Below are 23050 nucleotides of genomic sequence, written 5' to 3'. Positions count from 1 at the left end.
AAGCGAGCGAATGTTGCCATTCGCTCGCTTTTGTTTTTGTTATGGTTTCAACTTCACCCAGTCACCATTGTAAAGTGGCGTGTGGATGGCTTTCAACTTAGCTTCCGGAAATTTGATCACTTTCCGGTCGTATGTCATTAAACCGTTTGTTTCAATTTCAACATCAGTTGTTTGCGTGTAGACTGCTGCTGATAAGCCTTTTTTGATCAAAGGCTCAAAACGCTTGATCAGGGTTTCGTAGCGGGCGTAAAGCTGTTCAGGATTTTTGAAACTTTGGTAACCCCAGTTGTCTTTCTGCTGCCACACGTGATTCTCGATCGGCAAGCCTAATCCGCCAAATTCACCGAGTACAATGATCTGCTTCGCACCGAAAATATCCGGTCTTGGCATAACTGGCTCAGGATAATTGTGCATGTCGATAATGTGGCCAACCGGATGAAAATTACCGCCGCTGGCACTGTTAACCAGTCTAGTTGGATCATATTGCATCGTCCAATTTGTAATTTCCTCCGTCTTAAACTGCCCCCAGGCTTCATTGAATGGCACCCAAACCACGATTGAAGGAAAATGGCGGTTCGCATCCATGATCGCTTTCCATTCCGTTTTATAGATATTTTCCGACTCAGGCGTCCGGTCTTTGTCTGTTTCTGCGCCGGTAATGCCCGGGCGCTGCTCCCAGTTATTGCCCATATCGCCGCTCGGCATATCCTGCCACACCAACAAGCCCAGCTCGTCACAATAGCGATACCAGCGCGCAGGCTCCACTTTTACGTGTTTCCTGATCATATTGAAACCCATTTCCTTTGTCTTCAATATATCAAATTTCAATGCTTCGTCTGTCGGCGCTGTGTAAAGTCCGTCTGGCCACCAACCTTGATCGAGCGGGCCATATTGGAACAAAAACTTGTTATTTAAAGCCATGCGCTGGATGCCATTTTCGTCCGGTTGCATAGAAATCTTACGCATAGCAAAATAGCTTTTCACTTCATCGACAACTTTTCCGTCGCGCGTTACAGCAATGGTCAGATCGTAAAGAAATGGATTCTCAGGCGACCACAATTTCGCATTGGCAATGTTAAGCACCGCTTTTTCTGTGGCTGCAATCTCTTGTTCAGCAACTTTATTGGAGCCGTCGAAAGCAGTGATTTTCACCTTATCCGTTGGCTGCGTGTTGCTTAATATTGCGGAAACGGTCAGCGTCTGCTTGTCGATGTCAGGCGTTTGTGTGAATTGCGCAATGTGCGTTGTCGGAACGGTTTCGATCCAGACGGTTTGCCAGATTCCGGTCACCGGCGTATACCAGATTGCATGCGGATTTTTGATTTGCTTGCCACGCGGCTGCGGCCCGTCGCTGCTCGGGTCCCACACCTTGACGCTGATTTCCTGCTGTTTTTTCTTTACTAAAAGGTCTGTAATGTCGAATGTAAACGGATCATATCCTCCCTGATGCGTGCCCGCAGGCATGCCATTCACAAACACGTCGCACTTCCAATCCACAGCACCGAAATGTATCAGAACGCGCTGATTTTTAAGTTTCGGAGCGAAATCAATGGTGCGTTGATACCAAAGCACACTGTCTTTTCCCACGGTCCTTCCTACCCCCGGACAATGCAGATTCCACGGCAAAAGGAACGAGGATTTTACCTTCAAATGAAGCAGGTTTCGTATCAGCATTTTGTTTTGGGACGATTGAATAATTCCAGAGTCCGTTGATATTGAACCAGTTCTGGCGAACCATCTGTGGTCGTGGATATTCGGGATGCACATTGGAAGCGACAACCTTTTCGGCCCAGGGCGTTACAATTTTGCCTTCCACATATTTCCAATCCGATTTCGCGTCAGGAGCTTTTTGAGCATAAGAATCTCCAATCCGGAAACAGGTCAGGATTCCCAGAATGAGCAGCACATTTTTCATTGGTTAAGCGGTTTTTTGAACAATAAATTAATTAAAGTCAAATTTAAAAGGTTTGACTCAAACCGCTCTAATTCCATTTTGATTAGCTTTGGAATAACTCACTCAAATTACGGATCTATGAAAAATTTGTTCACCCTGGCATGCATGCTTGTGATCACAGTCCCGGTGCTGGCGCAAGATTATGCGAATAAAATCACACTCGTGATACATGGAGGCGCAGGCACAATTACGCGTGCGAACATGACACCCGAAAAGGAAAAGGCATACAAAGAAGTCCTCAACATGGCTTTGCAAAAAGGTTATGGCGTTTTGAAACAAGGCGGCACAAGCGTGCAGGCGGTGGAGGCAACGATCAGGGTAATGGAGGATTCGCCTTTGTTTAACGCGGGGAAAGGGGCTGTTTTTACCAATGAAGGAAAAAATGAGCTGGACGCTTCCATTATGGAAGGAAAAACGCTGAAAGCAGGCGCCATTGCAGGTGTTACCACGATCCGGAATCCGATAAGCACGGCGATTGCTGTGATGGAAAAGTCACCGCATGTGATGATGACAGGGAAAGGCGCAGAAAAATTTGCCAAAGAACAAGGCTTGGACATTGTCGACCCATCCTATTTTTATACAGAATCACGCTTTAAAGCATTAGAACGTGCCAAAGCAGAGGAAAAGACTGAACTTGACCACGATGCTAAGGAAGAGCAAAAGGTTAAAAAAGCACCTAAAACAGGTCAGACAGAACGGGATGAGCTAATCTTTACGGAAGGCAAAAAATTCGGGACCGTTGGCTGTGTTGCTTTGGACCAGTTTGGCAACCTGGCAGCGGGCACCTCAACGGGCGGCATGACCAATAAAAAATACGGCCGTGTCGGCGATGCACCCATCATTGGCGCGGGCACTTATGCCAACAATGCAACATGTGCCGTTTCCGCAACTGGCCACGGCGAATTCTTTATCCGTTCGGTTGTCGCTTACGATATTTCAGCATTGATGGAATATAAAGGCTTGTCTCTGAACGACGCAGCCAACGAAGTGGTGATGAAAAAGCTTGTGGAGCGCGGCGGCGAGGGTGGCATTATTGCTTTGGACCGGAATGGAAATGTAGCGATGCCATTTAACAGCGAAGGCATGTATCGCGGCTACATTAAAAGTGACGGAAAAAGTGAAATTCTGATTTATAAAGACTGATTTTAACACAAATCCAAACCGGGTTGAAAGGCGGTTACAAAAACACAATTTAATGTGTTTGTTTCTTGCCCCGGCAATACAAAACAGACGGCTTTAAGCGTTTCCAATGTATAGCGTACTTTCAGCTTTCCCGATTTTTATGAAATCAATTTACAAGATATTCCTGCTCATTTTCCTGACCTCACCCCTTGCTTTTGCAACCCATATCAAAGGCGGTGAAATCATGGCGTCACATGTTTCCGGACAAAACTATAATATCAAAGTGAGGCTGTATTTTGACCTGGTAACGGGTGAACCGGCCGCAACCGCGCAGAGCAGCGTACTTGTTTGTTTCGGTGATGGAACGACCAAAGAAGTAAACCGTTCTGAAACGAAAACATTGCCCGGAGGAATACTCCTTTCCGATTACAATGTCAATTATACATACCCATCTTCGGGCACATTTCAAATCTCGGTTTCGCTTAATGCCAGGACGCCCAACATTCTGAATCTGCCGAATGCAGATAAAACGGACGCTTTTTTCTGGACTGTAATTAATACACAATTAGCGAATTCAACTCCTGTGCTTCCTAACCTGCTTTTTGAAGCGGGCGTTAAGCAAGTTTTCTCGGTGGACTTGAAACCAACAGTTAGAGACGCGGATAGCATTTCAATTAAGCTTCCAAAGTTGAGCAGACCTTCTCCCGGCACTTGCGGCGTTCGGATGCTGGACAACACTTATATGTATCCAAATGAAGTGAGCAGTTCGGGAACATTCAGAGGTGGTTCCGTCGGCGAATAAGCTGATATGGCAAGCTCCGGAAGTTCTTGGGAATTATATATTTGCGATGGTCGTATCCGAGTGGCGCGACGGCGTTGTGATCTCCGAATCATACCGGGAAGGTGTGATCAGCGTGATTGACAAACCGGGCCCAACCGTTGAAATTCCACCTTACGAATCCGCTGCTGATGGCGGTTTGATCACTTCAACGCCTAATGTTAAGTCGGTTGAGGTTTCGATGGCGATTGAGGCTTACCCGGTTCCTACCGAGAGTTTTGTAACGGTAAAAGCTTACAGTAAGACCCGCTCAATTGTCACATTGCAGCTGATTGATATCAAAGGAAGAATAGTTCGTGAGATTAAAACTTCCAGCCCTGTGATTTCGGTCCAGGAAGAATTTGATATGCGGAATCTGTCAAAAGGAGTTTATGTCATCAAGGCAGCAAACGACAAAGACGCCGTTTCTCAGAAGATCATTCGGTAATGCATTAATTACCAAGCTGACCATTGGTTGCAGAGAGGTCCGCAGATGAGATTTTGTTATCGAACAACTGCCCTCTCAGCAGCATTTCCTTGATCATCGATAAATGCGTGTAAGTGATCATATGCCCCGCATTGTGCAGAAAAATATATTGCGCGCGCTTACTCTTAATGTGTTTTTTGGCAAACTCAATATTTTCTGGGTCAGCAATCCAGTCATTTCCGCCCTGGATAACTGTTGTGGGCACATTCAGGTTATGCCAAACGGGCAAAAGCTTCCTTAACTCATCGGAATGGCTGTATTTCTCTGCTGTCGCTGTATTAAATTCACCCGGCAGAAAGAGCTGAATGAATGAGTTCCTGCCCCATTTAGAAAACCAGTAAAACTTCTCTTTTTCAGGATCAATTACGGGAGAAACCATAATCAGCTCCTTAACTTCCTCTGGACGCAATGAAACCAGCTTTGCAGCAATCGGAGCACCATAGGAGCGTCCTAACACAGTCACTTTTTCTTTGCTTTTATTCAAATGGAAAACGGGAAGCAATGCGTTGGCCTGGGTTGCAATGGAAGTCACATAACGGCGCTTTTTCTTCATTTTAAGCTTTGACTTCCCGTAACCCACTCTATCAACGGAAACAATGTGAAAGCGCTTTTGAAGATCTTCATCATCCATCAGATTCATATAGCCCCAAAGTGAGCCGGGTGCGCCGTGGATTAACAGAAGCATGGGCAATGTATCGGCTCCTACGCTGGCGACACATAATGCCAGTGTGTCGTTTTTGATAATGCGTTCTTCTGGTTTTACCTTCTTTGCAGCGTAATGTTTCCTGACCTGTTTGGCTGAAATTATGTAACGCGAAAAGCACGAACTTAACGAAGCCGATAAAAGCAAAACAAGAATTACAGATTGCAGGAATTTAAAACGTGGCATACCTTCAGGAATGTAACTGTATTGTATAACTTCACAGGATATTTCAATATACTACTATAACGAGACATTGAGTCAATTATCCTTCGTATTTTTAAAGAAATAGCCTGAATTAAATTTTTCCGGACATTTCTGTGTTGATACTAAAAATTGATGCCAGAAAACGATGGCCATGTAAGTCAAATTTCTACTCTTGATGACAACCACCCAACAAGAACTCTTCCTTCAGCGCCTGGCAGCGCATAAAGAAACATATCGCTACAAATTGCCTTCCCGACACGACGCAGGAAAGTTTATCCAGGACTTGATTAATTTTTTGTTTCCTATCAGTCAAGATTGCCCAAGCTGCCCGAATAAGGATTTGTCCGCGAAATATGCTGACTTACGCGACAGTTTGAACTGCATGCTGGAACCGTTGCTTCCGGAGCTGAATAAATCAAAGGAGCAGATCCTGGATGAGGTTTTCGCAGAAATTCCGGTGATTTATGAAAAGCTTTTGCTGGACGCCAAATCCATCACGGATAATGATCCTGCTTCGGTGAGCATTGAAGAAGTAATTTCGGTTTACCCCGGATTCATGGCCATTGCGACTTATCGTTTTGCCAATTCTTTCGCATTATGCGGCATTCCGCTTCTGCCCCGGATGTTAACTGAATTTGCGCATAGTCAGACGGGCATTGACATTCACCCGAATGCAACGATCGGCAATTCATTTTTCATTGATCACGGGACGGGCGTTGTGATTGGCGAAACCACGCACATCGGCAACAATGTTAAATTGTACCAAGGTGTAACATTGGGTGCGACGCATGTGTCCAAGTCGCTTGCATCACGCAAACGTCATCCGACTATTGAGGATAATGTGGTTGTTTATGCCAATGCAACTATTCTTGGCGGGGAAACCGTGATAGGCCACGATTCCATTATCGGCGGAAATGCCTGGCTGGTGCGAAGCGTACCCCCATTTTCGCAGGTTTATCACCAGAGCAAAATAGAGATACGCCAGGCTGCACCGTCCGTTACATAATACTTCTTATAAATCTGCGGACGCCTTCCATATACACGGGCTCAGCTTGCGGAAATGCATATCTGGGCTGTGTAGTCATGGTAATGCTGATAAAACCGTAAGTAAGGCACCACCATTCATAATAAGTCTTGGTCACCATTTCGCCTGACCGTGGACGCAAACTTGCGATCATTTCCCAAACGGGATTTCCCTTAATGCTCATGGCCTGGCCGTAAACATTTTTGGAATCGCAATATGCGCCTTCAAGATTGAACATGACCTGAAATACTTCGGGATTTTCTACTGCGAAGTTCCAGATGCGCTGCGCTACTTCTACAAGTTGCTTCTGGGGATTACTGAAGTGGCCTTTGATTTTGACAAATTCCGCTTGAAGAATATCAAAACCTTCCATACGGATCGCTTCCAGCAACTTGTCCTTGCTCTCAAAATATTCATAGAGAATTGGAGGGCTGTATTCGATCACTTCCAGCAATTTTACGGATTGAAACCGCTGTCCACCCATCCTGACGGGCTATCTCTTTTGCTGTTTTGACGATATCCGAACGTACCTGTATTTTGAGCCGTTCTCTTCGCTCTACTATTCCCATACTATAATGTTGATTTTATGATGGAGTCAGAATGATATGCATTCAAATATAGACATATAGACCTTACGGCTGAAGGAGATTTCCGGTCGTTTTGCCAAAATGAATGGCCATTTAATTTATTTTTTTGTTCAAACGTCGCTCATTAAATCTAACGGCGGATTATTAAATTTTAGTGATAAAAAATTTTTTTAAACGCCTGAAAATGTTTTATTCACCCCTTTTCGTGGGTCCGGCTTTCTCTATTTTTTCAATCAAACGATAGTTTGCATCCTGCGCCCGGATCTTCCCGCGGGAGTCGTCTGTGATTCTTAAATTATTCTGATAAAGATCGAGCCTGACCGATTTTTGGTTGTCATTTACATAGTTCCGCAACACCAGACGCATCTGGTTTTTGAGCGTTTCATCCAAAATCGGGAAGCACACATCAATGCGCCTGTGCAGGTTGCGGTGCGTCCAGTCGGAGGACGACAAATAAACCTCATCATTCCCGCGATTGGCGAAATGGAAAATCCGGGTGTTCTCTACATAACGATCTACATGCCTGCTAACGACCACATTATCACTGATCGAAGGCAGCCCTGAAATAAGTCCGCAGCTCTCGCTCACGATCACATGCACGGGCACACCCGCCTGACCGGCCTGGTAAATTTTATCGATCAGAATATGGTCTTGCAACTGGTTGATCTTAATGGTAACAAACGACTTTAAGCCCGCATTACAATTCGCAATTTCCCTGTCAATTAAATCCAGAAGTCTTTTCTGCAATGTAAACTGTGTTACAAACAGGTTATTAAAGGGTAAATATTTATACTTTTTGGGCTCGTCCTGGGTAGACAAATAACCAAATAGCAGTTCAAGTTCGTTGGTGAGTTCGCGGTGGCTGGTCAGCAATGCATGGTCAACAATTTCACGGCTTGTGAGCCTGTAAAATCCGCCGGTTCCCAGAAATGCGTAACGCTCCCACCCTTTCAGCACTTTACGCTTGATTAAGGCAATTTTGGCATGCACTTTCAGTCCCGGAACGCTTAAAATTATTTTCACGCCCGCATCCCGCATCTTCCGCGACCATTGCAAATTCTCCTGAATGTCCAGCTTGGTGTTGAGCTCGACATAAGTTGTAACCCGTTTACCATTACGTGCCGCGCTGATCAGTGAGTTCAGAATAAACGAATTGGGACTTATTTTGTAAAGCGAAACGTGAATTTCACGCACATGCGGGTCCACAGCTGCTTCATTGAAAAACCGCACGATCGGCTCGTACGAATGATACGGCAAGTGCAGCAGCTGATCGGCTTTTTGTATGGATTCGAAAACAGATGTTTTTTCGTCGAAGTCGGGATTTTGAATCGGTTTCTGATAGGGATAATCGAGCCTCCGCGACATTTGCGGAAACGTCATGAGATCCTGCATATAAATGTAATGTCCGCGCTCGTGAAATTCATTCATCGGAATCCCGGCTTTGCTAGCCAGATATTCACGCATGTAAAGCGGCATGCCCGATTCATAGAAATACTGAGCAGGCTGAACAAAATTGCGTTTTTCCAATTGTTTCAAAATGCGCTGTGCAATCTGCATCGGAAATTCGTCTTCGATTGCAAGTTCCGTGTCCTTCTCCACCCGTAATGCATAACTTTCAAGCACTTCGTAACCGGGAAAGAGCAACGGCATATTTTCGCGGATAATGTCTTCCATGAAAGCGACTTGGCGCTTTCCATCCAGTTCCGGCAATTCCAGAAACCTTCCGAAAGGTTCAGAAGGAATGTTAACCACCGCATACCAATCCTCTTCCGAATCTTCCTGGTGTTGCAACCTGACAATTAGGTATAATTGTTTTGACTCAAAAAACGGCATTTTAGAAGCGCGGCGGCTATCGAGGAAAACGGGTTGCAAATGCCTGAAAAGCTTGTCAACAAAGAATTTCCTCAGAAACGGCAGATGTTCAGCTGCAAATGACTGATGATAATACAAATGCACACCCTGCTCATTCAAAGCCGGAAGGATGCCGGAAAATAAAATGTCATTGAATTCCCTCAGTTGATTTTCAACAGTTTCATAAACGTGTTCAAGAAGCGAGTCAGGGAATAGATTAAGTTTGCTGCGGATATCATTACTCACCTCACCCATCGCCAGCAAGCTAGGCACGCGAGCCCGGAAAAACTCCTTGGTCTGATATGCGTAGATTCCCAAAAAACGAAGGCGCTCCCGAACCGGTACAGTTTCGTCGTTTGCTTCTAATAATAACCTGTAATTATTGGACAGCCAGCTGAGATTTGTATCGAAGTAGGGATAGGCAACGTCAATCATTGAATGAGGTAAAAAAGATTCGAATTTTGCTACAATATAAATACATTTGGTGGGTAAGGATCTAACTTTGCGGCACAAAGATTTAACGAAGTCAGGGAAGCGACCAACGTTATATCTTTAATTTAAAACCTAATTATAGTACTATGCAATATCAATTATTGGGCCGGTCTGGTTTGCGTGTTTCAGAAGTTTGCCTTGGCACAATGACCTTCGGAACTGAATGGGGATGGGGAGCGGATAAGCATGAAAGCTTTAAAATATTTGAAAATTTTGCTGGTGCAGGTGGTAATTTCATTGATACTGCCAACCGTTACACCGAGGGCTCTTCCGAAAAATATGTGGGCGAATTCATTGAAAGTGACCGTGATCACTTCGTGCTCGCCACGAAATTTACGCTTAAGGACCGCAATGACGATCTCAACTTTGCAGGTAACCACCGCAAGAACATGATGCGTTCAGTTCGGGCTAGCTTGAAAAGGCTTAACACAGAATACATTGACCTGCTTTGGGTGCATTTATGGGATAACACAACGCCCGTTGAAGAAGTAATGCGCGGACTTGACGACCTGGTTACCAGGGGATTGGTTCATTATGTGGGCATTTCGGACACGCCGGCGTGGGTTGTTTCGCAAGCTAACACAATCGCTGATTTTCGTGGCTGGAATGCATTCACTGCTATTCAGTTTGAATATTCGCTCATTCAGCGGACACCGGAGCGCGACTTGCTGCCGATGGCCAAAGCATTAGGCATCGCGGTTACGCCCTGGGGAACGATCGGAGGCGGCGCATTAACTGGAAAATATTTGCGTGGAGAAGCTGGTCGCGTGCCGGACAGCAGCATTCGCAGAAGCGACCATAGTAGCATTATAGCCCAAACTGTGGTGGATGTGGCTAATGAAATGGGCGTGACACCAGCGCAGGTTGCTATCAACTGGGCACGTCATCGCGATCAGGTGATGATCCCGATTATAGGCGCTTCAAGAGAAAAGCAACTGGTTGATTCGCTCGGTTGCCTTTCGTTCCGTTTGCCGCAGGAAATGCTCGACCGGCTGAATGAAGTAAGTAAGATTGAACTCGGATTCCCGCACGAATTCCTGAAATCAGAAGGAGTTAAGGAAGAAGCTTTCGGAGGCTTGTACGAAAAGCTGGATAATCATAGGAACTAGCTTTCGGCTTTCGGCCGTCAGCTTTCGGCGATCTAATATTGGCTGTCAGCATTGAAATGTTAATGAATGCTGACAGCCGAAAGCCGATTACCTTTTTACTTTCCCCAAGTTTCCGGCGCTACGCGCCATGCGCTTAGGCTTTCTAATTGGGAGGCATTAATGTAATTATGCTCTAATGCAGTTTCAATTAATGCATCGTAGTTACTGACGGTGCTCAACTTGACATTTTTCTCCTTGAAATTATTTTCTGCGACAGCGAATCCATAGGTGAATATTGCGACCATTCCCGCAACTTCAATGCCCGCTTCCCGCAGCACATCCACGACTTTTAACGAGCTTCCACCGGTTGAAATCAGATCTTCAATGATAATCACCGACTGACCTGGCTCCAAACGTCCTTCAATCTGGTTACCCATGCCGTGCTTTTTAGGCTCCGGGCGAACATATGCAAAAGGCAGTTCCAGCAAGTCTGCGACCAATGCACCTTGTGCAATCCCGCCTGTGGCAACACCCACAACTGCCTGCACATCCGGATATTCCTCCTTAATCAGCTTAGCAAGCGTTTTTTTGATAAAAGTTCTGGTGTCAGGATATGACAATGCAACGCGGTTATCACAATATATCGGTGAAAGCCAGCCTGAGCTCCACTGAAAAGGTTTTTCCGGGCTTAGCTTAATTGCTTTCGCTTCTAGCAGCAACTCTGCAATTCTCTTTGTAATGTCCTGGTTGTTCAGCATTGTTAATCTTCTGATTCTTCGTTTTTACTATGATTGATCACTAATAACTTGTCAATGCGACTGCGGTCCATGTCTATGACTTCGAATTCAAAATCTTTCCATTTGAATTTCTCACCGGTCGTCGGAATGTTTTCTAGAATGTGCAATACAAAACCGCCTAGCGTGTTGAAACCAACAAATTCTCGACGTTCTGCTTCCTGAATGTTGAGGTTGAAATATTGTATAAAATCATCAAACGGCAATTGCGCATCAATTAAAAAGCTTCCATCGTCTCTCCGGATCACTTCGGATGCTTCCTCAATGTCTTCTGAAATATCACCGACCAGTGCATCCATAATGTCGTGCATGGTCAGCACGCCGAGTAAGCCGCCATATTCGTCGACAATGATGCCGAAATACACACGCTGCTCTTTGAATTTGGCCAAAGCCTGATATGCACGGTTGCTTTCCGGCAAATAAACCGGATCTTTTACAATTGTATTCAAATCCGCCAGCTGCGCTTCAATGTCGGTGGCAATGAGATCTTTGACATAAACCAAACCCACCACATCATCCACGGCGCCGCGGCACACGGGATAAATCGAGTGCCTAGAATCAAAGATCTTCGCCTTATTCTCCTCAATGGAATCTTCCAGATCCAGCCATACAATCTCCTGGCGATTGGTCATCAGCGACGTCACTTTGCGATCGCCCAACTGGAAGACATTATGAACAATTTCCTGCTCAATTTCTTCAAAGACCCCTCCGGAAGTTCCTTCCTGAATAAGGCTCTTAATCTCTTCTTCCGTCACCGAGTTTTCACTTTGCTTAATGTTAAGCACCTTAATGATCAGATCACTTGAAATCCCAAGCAAGGCAATGAATGGCGCCGTTGCTTTTGAAAGCAAATTCATAGGCGTCGCCATGAATTTCGAAATCGCTTCCGGGTTGGCCATTCCAATCCTTTTTGGAACAAGCTCTCCCAAAACCAGCGAGAGATAAGTGATGAAAACCAGCACAGTCCCAACGGCCAGCGAGTGTGCATATGGCGCGATAAACGGAATGGTTGAAATGTATTTTTCAAAATCGCTGGTGATATTGTCACCGCTATACATACCCGTCAAAAGTCCGATCAGTGTAATCCCGATCTGAACGGTTGATAAAAAGCGGGTTGGTGAATTGGCTAAATTAAGGGCTGCTTTTGCACTGGAATCACCATTTTTTGCAGCAGCTTCGAGACGTGATTTGCGGGAAGAAACAAGTGCGATCTCAGACATGGAAAAGATACCATTGAGCAGCACAAGAAGTAAAATTATCAGGAGTTCCAAGAACTGTATATTTGATACAATCACAAATTTATCAATAATAATCACTGTCTAAACTAAACTCTTTACTTAATTTTGGCATCGATTCACGTACCATTTGAAAAATGATCATTTTTTTTGACGACCGTCCATTCAGAATTGTACGGACCAATCAGCTTTCGGCTGCAGAGACTTCGGGTTTCGATCACATTGTCGATCTACGACTTGAAAAGCTGCAAAAGAAGATGTTAACCGGCCATGTGCTGTTTCTCAACACCACCGCGGCCTCAGCGATTCAGGTGATCGAACTGCTGGAAAAATCATTGCCTGCGGACATGTTGTCCATCACAATGGCAACAAGAGAAAAATCAGAAGTCGAAGAAAGGATTAAGGGAATTTACAAAGTCATTAAAGCAGCAGGCGGAGTCGTGGTGAAAGACGGGAAGTGGCTGTTTATGTTCCGCAGAAAGAAATGGGACCTTCCAAAAGGAAAGCTGGACAAAGGCGAGAATTCAAAAACGGCTGCTATTCGCGAAATTGAGGAGGAAACGGGTGTTAAGGCATTGGTAAGGGATAAAATCTGTACAACCTGGCACACATACAGCCTGAACAACAACCGGATTTTGAAGCGCACGAAATGGTATCTTTTCGATTGCATCGACGATTCAAAAATGCAGCCGCAAGCCGAAGAACAGATTGAGAAACTGGGTTGGTATAGCCAGTCAGAAGCAAAGTCGATCTTGATAAATTCTTACAGCTCAATCCGCTACGTCGTTGACAGCCTTAATAAGACACACGATACAAAACCGCAATAATATCGAAATACATTACTTCCTTAAACTCAACCTTCCTGGTTGAGTTTATTTAATTCAGAAAGCGAATAAGGCAGAAAATCGTCCACGGGTTGCCCATATCGGTGCAAGTCGCGGATAATGCTCGAACTGATCGGTGCCAGCATGGGCGAAGTGATCAGAAAAACGGTTTCTATTTCGGCGTAGAGATATCTGTTGACCTGGGAAATGCCGTTTTCGTACTCAAAATCGGTGGTGTTACGCAAACCGCGCAAAAGGAAAGTTGCCCCGAGCTCGCGGGCAGTATGTGCGGTAAGGTCGTCGTAAGTAACCACTTTCACATTCCTTTCATCAGAAAATGTCTTTTCGATCATTTCCTTCATCACATCCAGCGGAAAATAGCGCTTTTTGGTTGCGTTATTCCCGATGCCAATCACTACTTCATCAAAAAGCCGTAAGCCGCGTACAACAATGTCTTCGTGTCCTTTTGTAAATGGATCAAACGATCCTGGAAATAGTGCTATACGCTTCATAAAAGCAGGATTTTGCAGATTAAGATGATACGAGGTAGGTGTTGAACAGTCCGAAATAACGATGCCCGGGAACGTCCGCGCATTGCCTGCTGTATTTCAGGGTTGTCGGACCGTTACCGATCTGCAAATTGGGGAAAAATCGCGAAAGCTCCGTATATACATCGGACGAAGATGATATTTCGCCATAACAAAGCACCTTCATTTCTTCCGGCAGAAAGTTCAACTGGCTCAATGTGAACAAGATGATGTATGCCAATTCCTGCATTTTGGAAAACCGGAAACGGTTGCAAAGAATCAGCTTCTGACTTTCTGTTACAATTAATGTGAAGTAATCTTTCTCAAAATAAATGGAAGCCATTCTCAGTTGCTGGTGTTCCAGATGGCTCACCAATGCACCGATTATCAGCGGGCTTGTGAGATGGTAAAACGTGATCTGGGACGAACCAAAGTGGTTAATCATCCAGTCATACCAGATTTGCGGCACGCTGAACACATTATGCGCATGAATCAGCGGCAAGTCATGATAAAGCACTTTTTCATCTTTCGGAACGGGGTTACCCAAGGCAAATGCCAGATAATCCGCTGCGCTTTCGCCCTCAAAAATCAGGTTGGGAATCAGACTGAACGCATGCGAATTGATAGCAATCCGGACATTTTTCCAGCTATGCGAAGACCAGAGCAAATGTCCTGTAAAAACCTTTTTAAGCCTTTCAAAAATTTCATTAGGGTTCAGCACGGTCTCAAAGTTGTAATCTTCGAGCCAGATGCATTCCATATTTTCGTCCCGGATAATGCAAAACCGGATGCGCCGCTCGTCCACCTCAATGCACAATGTACACAAGGGAATGCTTGACACGTCGAATGAGTTATCGCCTACAAGCAGCGTAGGAATAATTTCAATGACCTGGTTTTCAGAATTTGCCACAATATCAGGGTAAAGTTAAAAATCTAATTATGCTTTAGATGAGACAGAAATTTTTCGAGATCAAAGATCTGCTCCAAAGATCGTACCCGGGAGAAAAGGCTGTGAAATGCATTTGGCGGAAGCGACTGAATCTCTTCCAGACGCAGCATGCTCACTTCTTCAATGATCTGATTTTCAGAAGAGATTTCGGGATCTATTCCTTTACTTACCATTCCGTCAACTGATTTTATCTCAAAAAACAGTTCAATAGCATGAAGCGGTGGCTGCACATGTTCATTCACAAACAGGAAGTTCCCAATCGTTGCGTTCAGCCCTGTCTCTTCTTTGAACTCTCTTATCAGCGCTTGCTCAGCAGTTTCCCCAAATACAATTCCACCACCCGGTGGGCTCCAAAATGACTGATCTTTGCCATACAATGAATGATTGACCAACAAGATCTGACCGCCAGCAATATAGATGCCGCTCACGCGCACACGCACATTACCTGCATACAGGTTCGTTAATTCATCATTTAATGTCTGCAAGACCGCTTATTTTTGGAGCGGCAAAGATAACCAAGCTGAGATAATTGGCAAGTGTTATTTGTCAGGCTCAGGAATAAGGACTTCCTGAAATGTAGCTTTCCAGCGAGTTGATATGCTGTTTTTGCTCGTGGATAATGGCTGATACAATGTCATTGATAGAAATGATGCCGATCAGCTTACCGTCTTGATTAACAGGCAAATGTCGGATGTGTTTGTCAGACATGATCTGCATACATTCCTCAATTTTCTGATCAGTTTCCACGGTAATAACCTTGTTTGTCATAACCTCTCTGATGCGCGTATCGCGCGAACCCCTTCCTGAAGAATAACCTTTCTGGCATAATCCCTTTCGGAAAAGATACCGATCAATTCATTATCTTCAAGAACCAAAACTGCACCAATGTTTTTCGCGGCCATGAGTTCGAGGGCCTCAAACACCGTGTTATCCTGCGTTACCGACCAAAGCGCATTGACAGGCTTGTTGCCCATTACATGTTGTACTAGCATAGATGTTTGGGGTTTTGGAGTGTATAAGATAAAATCCGGAGTCTAATATATGCAAATACAACTTTAAAATCCAATTTAATCTAAGTATATTTTTGTAACTGATACGCACTTTGAGTTTGCTATTTGTTGCGTTAGTTTTGGCATTATGGAAACAGATAAGATTTTACCTTCTCAATTATTACGCAAGCGTTTTCCGTTCAAACCCACCGAAGGCCAGCTCCGATTTTTCGAGCAAACCAATGATTTTTTAGTCGAAGAAAAAGGGGCTGGAATGTTATCGCGACTGTTTTTTATTGAAAGGATATGCCGGAACCGGGAAGACGACGATCATCAGCACATTGATCAAGGTTTTGAAAAATTATGGCTATAAATCAATTCTGCTCGCCCCGACCGGTCGCGCAGCGAAAGTAATGTCAGGTTATTCTGAAAAAGTCGCGTTAACGATCCATAAAAAAATCTATAAACAAACTGCCGATTCATTTTCGGGCAACCTGACATTCCAGCGCCAGAAAAATTACCACGACAACACGCTTTTCATCGTTGATGAAGCATCCATGATCACGGACGACGCTGATTTTGGAAATAAAAGTCTTTTGGCCGATCTGATTGAATTCGTTTTTGAAGATCCGGGCAACAAGCTGATGCTTGTTGGCGACGTCGCGCAGCTTCCGCCGGTGGGGAAGGAACTGAGCCCTGCATTGGATGGAGAATATTTGGAAAAGACATTCTATATGTCTGTTTTTCAGGAAGAATTGAAGGAAGTTATGCGGCAGGACGAGCGATCGGGGATCCTGTTTAATGCCACATTACTAAGAAACCAACTGGTCGCAGAAAAGCCTGAAATTCAGATCACAACACGCTCGTATCGGGATGTTTTCAAGATGACCGGCGAAAGACTGGAAGAAGGTCTTCGCTATGCTTATGATAAATACGGCCAGGAAAACTCCATTATTCTGACGCGTTCGAATAAATCAGCGGTTCAGTATAATGAATACATTCGCCGGACGATCAATTTCTCTGAGGAAGAACTGGACGCCGGTGATCGCCTGATGGTTGTCCGCAATAATTACAACATTCTGGACGAGATTGCCCGCTGGTTTCATTGCAAACGGTGATTTTGTTGAACTGCTTAAAATCCGTAAAACCCAGGAAATGCACGGCTTTCGCTTCGCAGATGTGACATTAAGGATGACGGATTATGAAAAGCAGCCTGAATTTGACGCCAAAATTTTCCTCGACACGTTGCATTCCTCCTCTCCTTCCCTATCCTCAGAAGACAACAAAAAGCTGTACGAGAGCGTCCAAAAGGACTATTTTGACATTAAATCGCAAAAGGAAACAATGGAGGCTTGGCGGAAAGATCCGTTTTCAGGCGGCATTACAAGGCACCTTCGCCTACGCGCTGCTCCACAGCGGCGCCCACCACCCACAGCGCAAGGCGGCCAATGGAGTTCAGTGTTTATAGATCAGGGCTATTTACCTGATGAACAGATCAATGCAGAACTTCATCCTGCTGGCTTTACACCGCCATCACAAGGGCAACCGACGAGGTTTTCCTCATGGTATTTCCACCAGCACTTTTTCAAGTAAAAATGCCGGAGCGGTGCAAAAAATACGTCGGGCTCCCCCCTGTTGCATCCCTCCGGGATTTATGATTTGCGTTCGTCGCATGTTTTTGCTACCAGTATCGCGTCGCGCTGCGACTGCTATTCGTTGCTATTGCTGGCATCGGACAATTATGAACAGACTATGCAATGCCAGAGTAATGAAATCTTGGTACCAAGCGAAGGCACAATGCCAAAGGCATGCAATCTTGGTAAAAACACAACAGTAAATGGAAATGCCAGAGGCATGCAAGTCATTGGTAGCAACAATCATCACTCGAACAAATGACCAAATGCCGGAGGCATGTAACACGGCGAATCACGCTTCCATCACGTCCCGGCCGTGAATTGCCATTTAACATTCTTCGCCCGTTTTCTCTACCAATACTGCGTCGCGCTGCGACTTGCTCCTAACCTTTGGCCGCGGCCCTTTGTAGGCGATCGTTTATCGCCAAACCTAACCCATTCATAGGAACAAACTCCGCGTAGATTTGCTCAATGGGCAATGTATCCAACTCTCGTAGATAGGCGAACAAATTATGTGCGGCTTCTTTCATATCCCCGCTTAAACTTAATATGCGTTGATTTTTCCGGTCAACATTTTCTAAATATTGGTCAAAAAGCAAATAGCCGGTTGCTATGTTTTCTCCCGCCGAAAAATTTTCCCTCAAATCTAAATAAAGGGGTTTCCTGGGCGCGTAGTGGCTTTTCAACATTCCCGGCGCCTTCGGATTGGATGAAGAATGCGGCATCAGCCTGACTTTTCCGACGATTGCTTCAATGTCATCAACAGCCAAACCTCCTAACCGATAAACAACCGGCTCATCATTTTCAAACCCTACAATCGTAGATTCAATGCCCACTTCGCTTTCACCACCATCTAAAATGTAAGGAATTTTCTCACCCAATTGCGCATTTACGTGTGCTGCGTTCGTTGGACTAATGTAACCAAATGGATTGGCACTCGGCGCCGCCAATGGGAAAGGCAATGATTGCAGTAAGTCAAGAAGCAAAGGGTGATTTGGGACACGGACGGCAACATTGTCCAGGCCGGATGTCACAAGATCGGGGATGATCGGTTTCTTCGGCAGCAGCAATGTAAGCGGTCCGGGCCAGAATTTTGATGCCAAAAGCCTCGCATTTTCCGGAAATTCTGAAACGTATGCTTCAACCTTTTCGATTGTATCCGTATGGATAATCAGCGGGTCAAATGAAGGGCGGTTTTTGACCTCAAAAATCGATAGTACTGCACTATCAATCAATGCGTTACCGGCCAATCCATACACCGTTTCGGTAGGAATGGCCACAAGCTCTCCTTTTAGGAGAAATTCTTTTGCTGCCTCAATATCTCTGTCCGGTAATCGCCAAGTTGCTTGCTGGTTTTGAAAATGCAAAAGTACGGCGATCAATGTTAAGAGCAAACTGCCGGCTAAGTCATTTAGATTGTTTTTAAATAACCTCTAAATCTGACATTGCGGATTACTGGTATAGATTCCGTGTTTATATTTATTGATTAAATAGCATTTCTAAACTACCTTTTTTACTATGTTTCAAATCAAAGAACAACCTGCCGTTTTCGACGTCTGTATCATTGGCTCAGGAGCGGGAGGTGGAATGGCGGCGCTTCAACTTGCCCAACAAGGAGCCAAAGTGGCCCTTTTAGAGGCAGGTGGATATTTCGATCCTGCTGATCCTAAATATATTACGCAGCTGAAATGGCCATACGAGTCACCACGCCGCGGCGCATCCAACCACCGTCCATTTGGCGACTTTGATGCTGCATGGGGAGGTTGGGAAATTGAGGGCGAACCTTACACACGCAAGAACGGAACGCAATTTGACTGGTTCAGATCGCGGATGCTGGGCGGCCGGACTAACCACTGGGGCCGCATTTCGCTGCGTTTCGGACCGAAAGATTTTAAAAGAAAAAGCATCGACGGGCTCGGTGACGACTGGCCGATCGGTTACGACGATGTAAAACCATATTACGATAAGGTTGATAAACTGATCGGTGTTTTCGGAACGATTGAAAATATGGATAATGAGCCGGACGGCATTTTCCTTCCTCCGCCTAAGCCACGTTTGCACGAGCTTTTCCTTAAACAAGCTGGTAAAAAAGCCAACATTCCGGTCATTCCTTCCAGGCTTTCTATCTTAACCAAGCCTATTAATGATCAGCGCGGTGTTTGCTTCTATTGCAGCCAATGCTCACGCGGATGCCAGGCATACGCGGATTTCTCATCTTCTTCTGTGCTTTGTATTCCGGCAGTAAAAACGGGGAATGTGACGTTAATCAACAACGCGATGGCTCGCGAAGTGCTTACAGATCAGGTTACTGGCCTTGCAACTGGCGTTTCTTATGTGGATCGCGAGAAACTTACAGAACATACGATTAAGGCGAAAGTGGTTGTTCTTGCTGCAAGCGCAGGAGAATCTGCACGGCTTTTGCTGAACTCTAAATCAGACAGACATCCTGCCGGACTTGCTAATTCTAGTGGCGTTGTTGGTAAATATCTGCACGATTCTACGGGTGCTTCCCGTGGCGCATTCCTTCCGCATTTGATGGACAGAAAGCGCTATAATGAGGACGGAGTTGGTGGAATGCACGTTTACACGCCTTGGTGGCTTGATAACAAAAAACTCGATTTCCCAAGAGGTTACCACATTGAATACGGCGGCGGAATGGGCATGCCTAGCTACGGATTTGGTGCGGGGATCGAAAATATGAACGGAAAATATCCGACCGCTGCGGGTGTTACAAAACCTGCGGGTGGCTACGGTGCTTCATTGAAAGAAGATTATCGTCGTTTTTACGGTGCTTATGTAGGAATGGCTGGCCGCGGCGAGGCAGTTCCTAGCATTGAAAATTACTGCGAAATCGATCCGAATGTGGTTGATAAATACGGTATTCCTGTTTTGCGGTTCCACTACAAATGGTCTGATTACGAGATTAAGCAGGCGAAACACATGCATGATACTTTTGAAGAGATCATTCATGCACTAGGCGGTGTTGCAAGTGGTTCAAAACCAGGCGCTGACACAAATTACGGCATTGCAGCTCCCGGTCGAATCATTCACGAAGTAGGAACCGTCCGCATGGGCAATGATCCGAAAACGTCTGCTTTGAACAAGTTCTCGCAAGCGCACGATGCAAAAAATGTATTCGTGGTGGACGGCGGTTCATTTGTTTCTCAGGCTGATAAAAACCCAACCTGGACCATTCTTGCGCTTTCTATGAGAGCATCAGAATACATTGTGGATCAGGTTAAACAGAAAAATATCTAATTATTTGAACACAGTTTCAAATCATAACTATGAAACGTAGAGATTCATTAAAAGCATTAACGCTCAGCTCATTAGGTATCACTGCACTCAATCCGCAGATTGCCATGGCTGAACAAAGAGAGCTGGAAACCCAGATGCCACCGGAAACCCCCATTAAGGTGCCTGGCGGAAGGTTGAAAGAAGAAGCGATCCGTGACGCAAAATTGATGCAGCAAAAATTCCTGACTGCGCCTGAAATGGCAACGATCAAGGTTTTGGTGGACATCATTATTCCTGCGGACGATAAAGGTGGAAGCGCAACGCAAGCTGGCGTTCCCGACTTTATTGAGTTCATCGCCAAAGACATGCCGCAAAACCAGGTTCCATTGCGTGGCGGTCTCAAATGGCTTGACCTTGAATCCAATAAGCGATTCAAGAAGGTTTTTACATTGCTCACAAAGGCGCAACAATTGCAGATCGTAGATGACATTGCTTACCCTGAAAAGGCGAAACCAATGTACAGCCAGGGCGTTGCATTCTTCAACCTCATGCGCAACCTGACGGCATCAGGTTACTACACTTCTAAAATCGGCATTGCTGATCTGGGTTATGTGGGCAACACGCCGAATGTGTGGGAAGGTGTTCCGGCCGATGTTTTGAAACAATATGGTCTGAGCTACGAATAAAAACACAAGTTTCAGATTGAAACCCTGATTGCCGCGAGCAATCAGGGTTTCTTTTTTGCCGGGGAATAATTGACAATATCCGGCTGGTAAACGGAATCGTGTCAATGTAATCTTAATGATTTAGTTAGCAGCAAGCGCACACACACGCTTTCATCATAACTGCTAAATCATGCCCTCCCTCACCTCCCACCATCTGTTTGTCAAATTCATTTGGCTAATGGTTTTCATCGTCATTGCCGTATTCTGGACCACAGTCTATTATTATGCCTACAATTTTCCTTATTATGATGACTTTCAATCCATTGTAACATTCCTAGGCGATTACATCAAATCGGACAATGCGTGGAAAAAGCTCGCCTTATTCTTTGAACAAAATTTCGAGCATCGCGTCGTGCTTGCCAAGTTGCTAACACTTGCAGTTTTCCTGGTTACTGGGCAATTGAACATGAAAGTGCTGATCATTCTCGGAGACCTCAGCCTTCTCGGAATGCTCTTCTTAATGTCAAGATTTTTCGCAAAAAAGCAGATTTCGCTGCTTGGGTTTTTCGCCGTCGTGTGTTTGCTTTTTCAGGTGCAGCATTATGAAGACACGATTTCGTGGGCGACATGCAGCCTTCAACATGCCCCTTGCCTGTTTTTTTCTATGTGGAGTTTTTATGTGGCGCTCACTTCCCGGAAAGTATTTTGGAGCAGCTTACTGGCACTAATCGCACTCTTCACGAGTGCCAATGGCCTCTCTGCAATCTTGATTGTGATCCTGATCACATCATTTTCAAATATTCCTAAATCACACAAATGGGCTCAAACAGGGTCATTATCAGCAATTACTGCTTTGCATTTGCTAACGATGGAAATATACTCGGGTTCTATCCTGAATCATGTTTTTAACAACATTGGTGTCAAATCACTCTTATTGTTATCATTCGTAGGGCAGATCGTGGATACAAATTTCACAAACAGTTTGGTGCCCAGTGTGGCGTTAGGATGCGTCTTTCTCTTTCCTATTGCGATCATTTTCAAAACGATTTTGACAAACAGAACTGGTGACATTACCACAGTGCAGTGGTTCAGCTTTGCCGGGATTATGACGCTTCTTTTTGCTGGCTTTCTTATTGTGTTTGCAAGGGGCGAAACACCCGATTTTGTTGGATACAGAATGGATCGTTATAAAATTTATTCTGCGTTTTTCGCCATCTTCTCGGTTAGCTTTTATGATCGATACTGGACATTGAATAAGGCTGGTTCAATACTAAAAATTGCGGTGGCAGCTGTTGCATTGCTCTTTTGCATCAGTTCCTATTATATTTATTTTGGTAAAATCACCCATTTAAAAAGAGAGATTAGTGCAAATGAGCTGAATTACGATTGGAGCAAAACCATTTACTATCCTGTCATCTATGAACGTGAAAGCCTGGCAGCGGAAATGGATTTTGCTCAAAGCTCATTCATGCGCTCGAAAAATACGCGGCTGGTTGATCTGGTAAGCAAGGTGGATTGGAGCAAAAGTGAAGCGAGTCGCTGTGCGGAGATCGTTAACATGCCGGATCGCTTTGTGATTAGTAATGTTAGAGAAGATCAAAACGCACATCAGGCGGAAGAAATTTATATCGTAGCCACGGATCCGATCGATCACAATCCAAGATATTTATGTGTTGCCGCCAATAATTACCTCCGCTCGGTCAAGATGTTCTATTCTTCCTTTAAAAAGTCCGTAGGTTCTGAATTCACGTCAACGATTTACAAAAGGAAGCTTCAATGCGGCAGTTATGATCTGCATTTGGTTTCTGTCACGGACGGAAAGTTCGTCAAGACAAATAAAATAGGAAGCATTACATTATAATTTAGG

The 23050-nt window shown here is 44.9% G+C and carries 18 protein-coding genes and 3 pseudogenes; 10 read left to right on the top strand and 11 right to left on the bottom strand.

Going from position 1 to position 23050, the window contains the following annotated elements:
• Positions 1–39: 39 nt before the first annotated feature.
• Positions 40–1915 (bottom strand): annotated as a pseudogene (locus tag AC0IYG_RS18250) (glycoside hydrolase family 2 protein).
• A gap of 144 nt (positions 1916–2059) precedes the next feature.
• Between AC0IYG_RS18250 and AC0IYG_RS18245 the strand changes: the two are divergent.
• From AC0IYG_RS18245 to AC0IYG_RS18235, 3 genes are all read left to right on the top strand, one after another.
• Positions 2060–3097, top strand: coding sequence for an isoaspartyl peptidase/L-asparaginase family protein (locus AC0IYG_RS18245; protein ID WP_471712591.1), 1038 nt, complete (start codon positions 2060–2062; stop codon positions 3095–3097).
• Positions 3098–3236: 139 nt separating this feature from the next.
• Positions 3237–3878, top strand: coding sequence for a hypothetical protein (locus AC0IYG_RS18240; protein WP_471712557.1), 642 nt, complete (start codon positions 3237–3239; stop codon positions 3876–3878).
• Between the two features lie 46 nt (positions 3879–3924).
• Complete coding sequence (locus AC0IYG_RS18235; protein ID WP_471712556.1) at positions 3925–4341, top strand: T9SS type A sorting domain-containing protein; 417 nt, start codon at positions 3925–3927, stop codon at positions 4339–4341.
• Between the two features lie 4 nt (positions 4342–4345).
• On the opposite strand, the gene AC0IYG_RS18230 is transcribed toward AC0IYG_RS18235, so the two are convergent.
• Complete coding sequence (locus tag AC0IYG_RS18230) at positions 4346–5269, bottom strand: alpha/beta fold hydrolase (RefSeq protein WP_471712555.1); 924 nt, start codon at positions 5267–5269, stop codon at positions 4346–4348.
• Between the two features lie 193 nt (positions 5270–5462).
• Between AC0IYG_RS18230 and epsC the strand changes: the two genes are divergently transcribed.
• On the top strand, positions 5463–6293 hold the full coding sequence (gene epsC / locus AC0IYG_RS18225; RefSeq protein ID WP_471712554.1) for a serine O-acetyltransferase EpsC: 831 nt from the start codon (positions 5463–5465) through the stop codon (positions 6291–6293).
• Here epsC and AC0IYG_RS18220 read toward each other — a convergent pair.
• Positions 6286–6795: a TetR/AcrR family transcriptional regulator gene (locus AC0IYG_RS18220; protein ID WP_471712553.1), complete on the bottom strand. Its 510-nt coding sequence runs from the start codon at positions 6793–6795 to the stop codon at positions 6286–6288. The two genes, epsC and AC0IYG_RS18220, sit on opposite strands and share 8 nt — an antisense overlap.
• 292 nt (positions 6796–7087) lie before the next feature.
• Positions 7088–9184 carry a polyphosphate kinase 1 gene (gene ppk1, locus AC0IYG_RS18215; protein ID WP_471712552.1) on the bottom strand — a complete coding sequence of 699 codons (2097 nt, stop codon included), beginning with the start codon at positions 9182–9184 and terminating at the stop codon, positions 7088–7090.
• Between the two features lie 143 nt (positions 9185–9327).
• Between ppk1 and AC0IYG_RS18210 the strand changes: the two genes are divergently transcribed.
• Positions 9328–10350 (top strand): aldo/keto reductase, encoded by a 1023-nt coding sequence (locus AC0IYG_RS18210; protein ID WP_471712551.1) that lies wholly within the window; start codon positions 9328–9330, stop codon positions 10348–10350.
• A 95-nt stretch (positions 10351–10445) separates the two neighbouring features.
• Here AC0IYG_RS18210 and pyrE read toward each other — a convergent pair whose 3' ends face one another.
• Both pyrE and AC0IYG_RS18200 read right to left on the bottom strand, forming a co-directional pair.
• Entirely contained in the window at positions 10446–11087 is a 642-nt protein-coding gene (gene pyrE / locus AC0IYG_RS18205) for an orotate phosphoribosyltransferase (protein WP_471712550.1), read from the bottom strand.
• Positions 11088–11089: 2 nt separating this feature from the next.
• Entirely contained in the window at positions 11090–12394 is a 1305-nt protein-coding gene (locus AC0IYG_RS18200) for a hemolysin family protein (RefSeq protein WP_471712549.1), read from the bottom strand.
• 101 nt (positions 12395–12495) lie between these two features.
• On the opposite strand from AC0IYG_RS18200, the gene AC0IYG_RS18195 reads away from it, so the two are divergent.
• Entirely contained in the window at positions 12496–13185 is a 690-nt protein-coding gene (locus AC0IYG_RS18195) for an NUDIX hydrolase (protein WP_471712548.1), read from the top strand.
• A 26-nt stretch (positions 13186–13211) separates the two neighbouring features.
• Here AC0IYG_RS18195 and coaD read toward each other — a convergent pair whose 3' ends face one another.
• The 4 genes and pseudogenes from coaD to AC0IYG_RS18175 form a co-directional block, all read right to left on the bottom strand.
• A complete protein-coding gene (coaD, locus tag AC0IYG_RS18190) occupies positions 13212–13694 on the bottom strand; it encodes a pantetheine-phosphate adenylyltransferase (protein WP_471712547.1) in 483 nt (160 codons plus the stop codon).
• Positions 13695–13713: 19 nt separating this feature from the next.
• Positions 13714–14619: a DUF3822 family protein gene (locus tag AC0IYG_RS18185; RefSeq protein ID WP_471712546.1), complete on the bottom strand. Its 906-nt coding sequence runs from the start codon at positions 14617–14619 to the stop codon at positions 13714–13716.
• Positions 14620–14642: 23 nt separating this feature from the next.
• On the bottom strand, positions 14643–15143 hold the full coding sequence (locus AC0IYG_RS18180; protein WP_471712545.1) for an NUDIX domain-containing protein: 501 nt from the start codon (positions 15141–15143) through the stop codon (positions 14643–14645).
• A gap of 67 nt (positions 15144–15210) precedes the next feature.
• Positions 15211–15632 (bottom strand): annotated as a pseudogene (locus AC0IYG_RS18175) (CBS domain-containing protein).
• A 163-nt stretch (positions 15633–15795) separates the two neighbouring features.
• Between AC0IYG_RS18175 and AC0IYG_RS18170 the strand changes: the two are divergent.
• Positions 15796–17305, top strand: a pseudogene (locus AC0IYG_RS18170) (ATP-dependent DNA helicase).
• Positions 17306–17664: 359 nt separating this feature from the next.
• On the opposite strand, the gene AC0IYG_RS18165 reads toward AC0IYG_RS18170, so the two are convergent.
• On the bottom strand, positions 17665–18648 hold the full coding sequence (locus AC0IYG_RS18165; RefSeq protein WP_471712590.1) for an L-threonylcarbamoyladenylate synthase: 984 nt from the start codon (positions 18646–18648) through the stop codon (positions 17665–17667).
• 151 nt (positions 18649–18799) lie between these two features.
• Here AC0IYG_RS18165 and AC0IYG_RS18160 point away from each other — a divergent pair, with 151 nt between their 5' ends.
• The 3 genes from AC0IYG_RS18160 (at position 18800) to AC0IYG_RS18150 (ending at position 23044) form a co-directional block, all read left to right on the top strand.
• Positions 18800–20539 carry a GMC family oxidoreductase gene (locus tag AC0IYG_RS18160; protein WP_471712544.1) on the top strand — a complete coding sequence of 580 codons (1740 nt, stop codon included), beginning with the start codon at positions 18800–18802 and terminating at the stop codon, positions 20537–20539.
• A 29-nt stretch (positions 20540–20568) separates the two neighbouring features.
• Positions 20569–21204 (top strand): gluconate 2-dehydrogenase subunit 3 family protein, encoded by a 636-nt coding sequence (locus AC0IYG_RS18155; protein WP_471712543.1) that lies wholly within the window; start codon positions 20569–20571, stop codon positions 21202–21204.
• A gap of 169 nt (positions 21205–21373) precedes the next feature.
• Positions 21374–23044 carry a hypothetical protein gene (locus AC0IYG_RS18150; protein ID WP_471712542.1) on the top strand — a complete coding sequence of 557 codons (1671 nt, stop codon included), beginning with the start codon at positions 21374–21376 and terminating at the stop codon, positions 23042–23044.
• Positions 23045–23050 lie beyond the last annotated feature (6 nt).

The organism is Dyadobacter sp. AC419, assembly GCF_979253085.1.
This window is presented reverse-complemented; position numbering and strand designations above follow the sequence as displayed.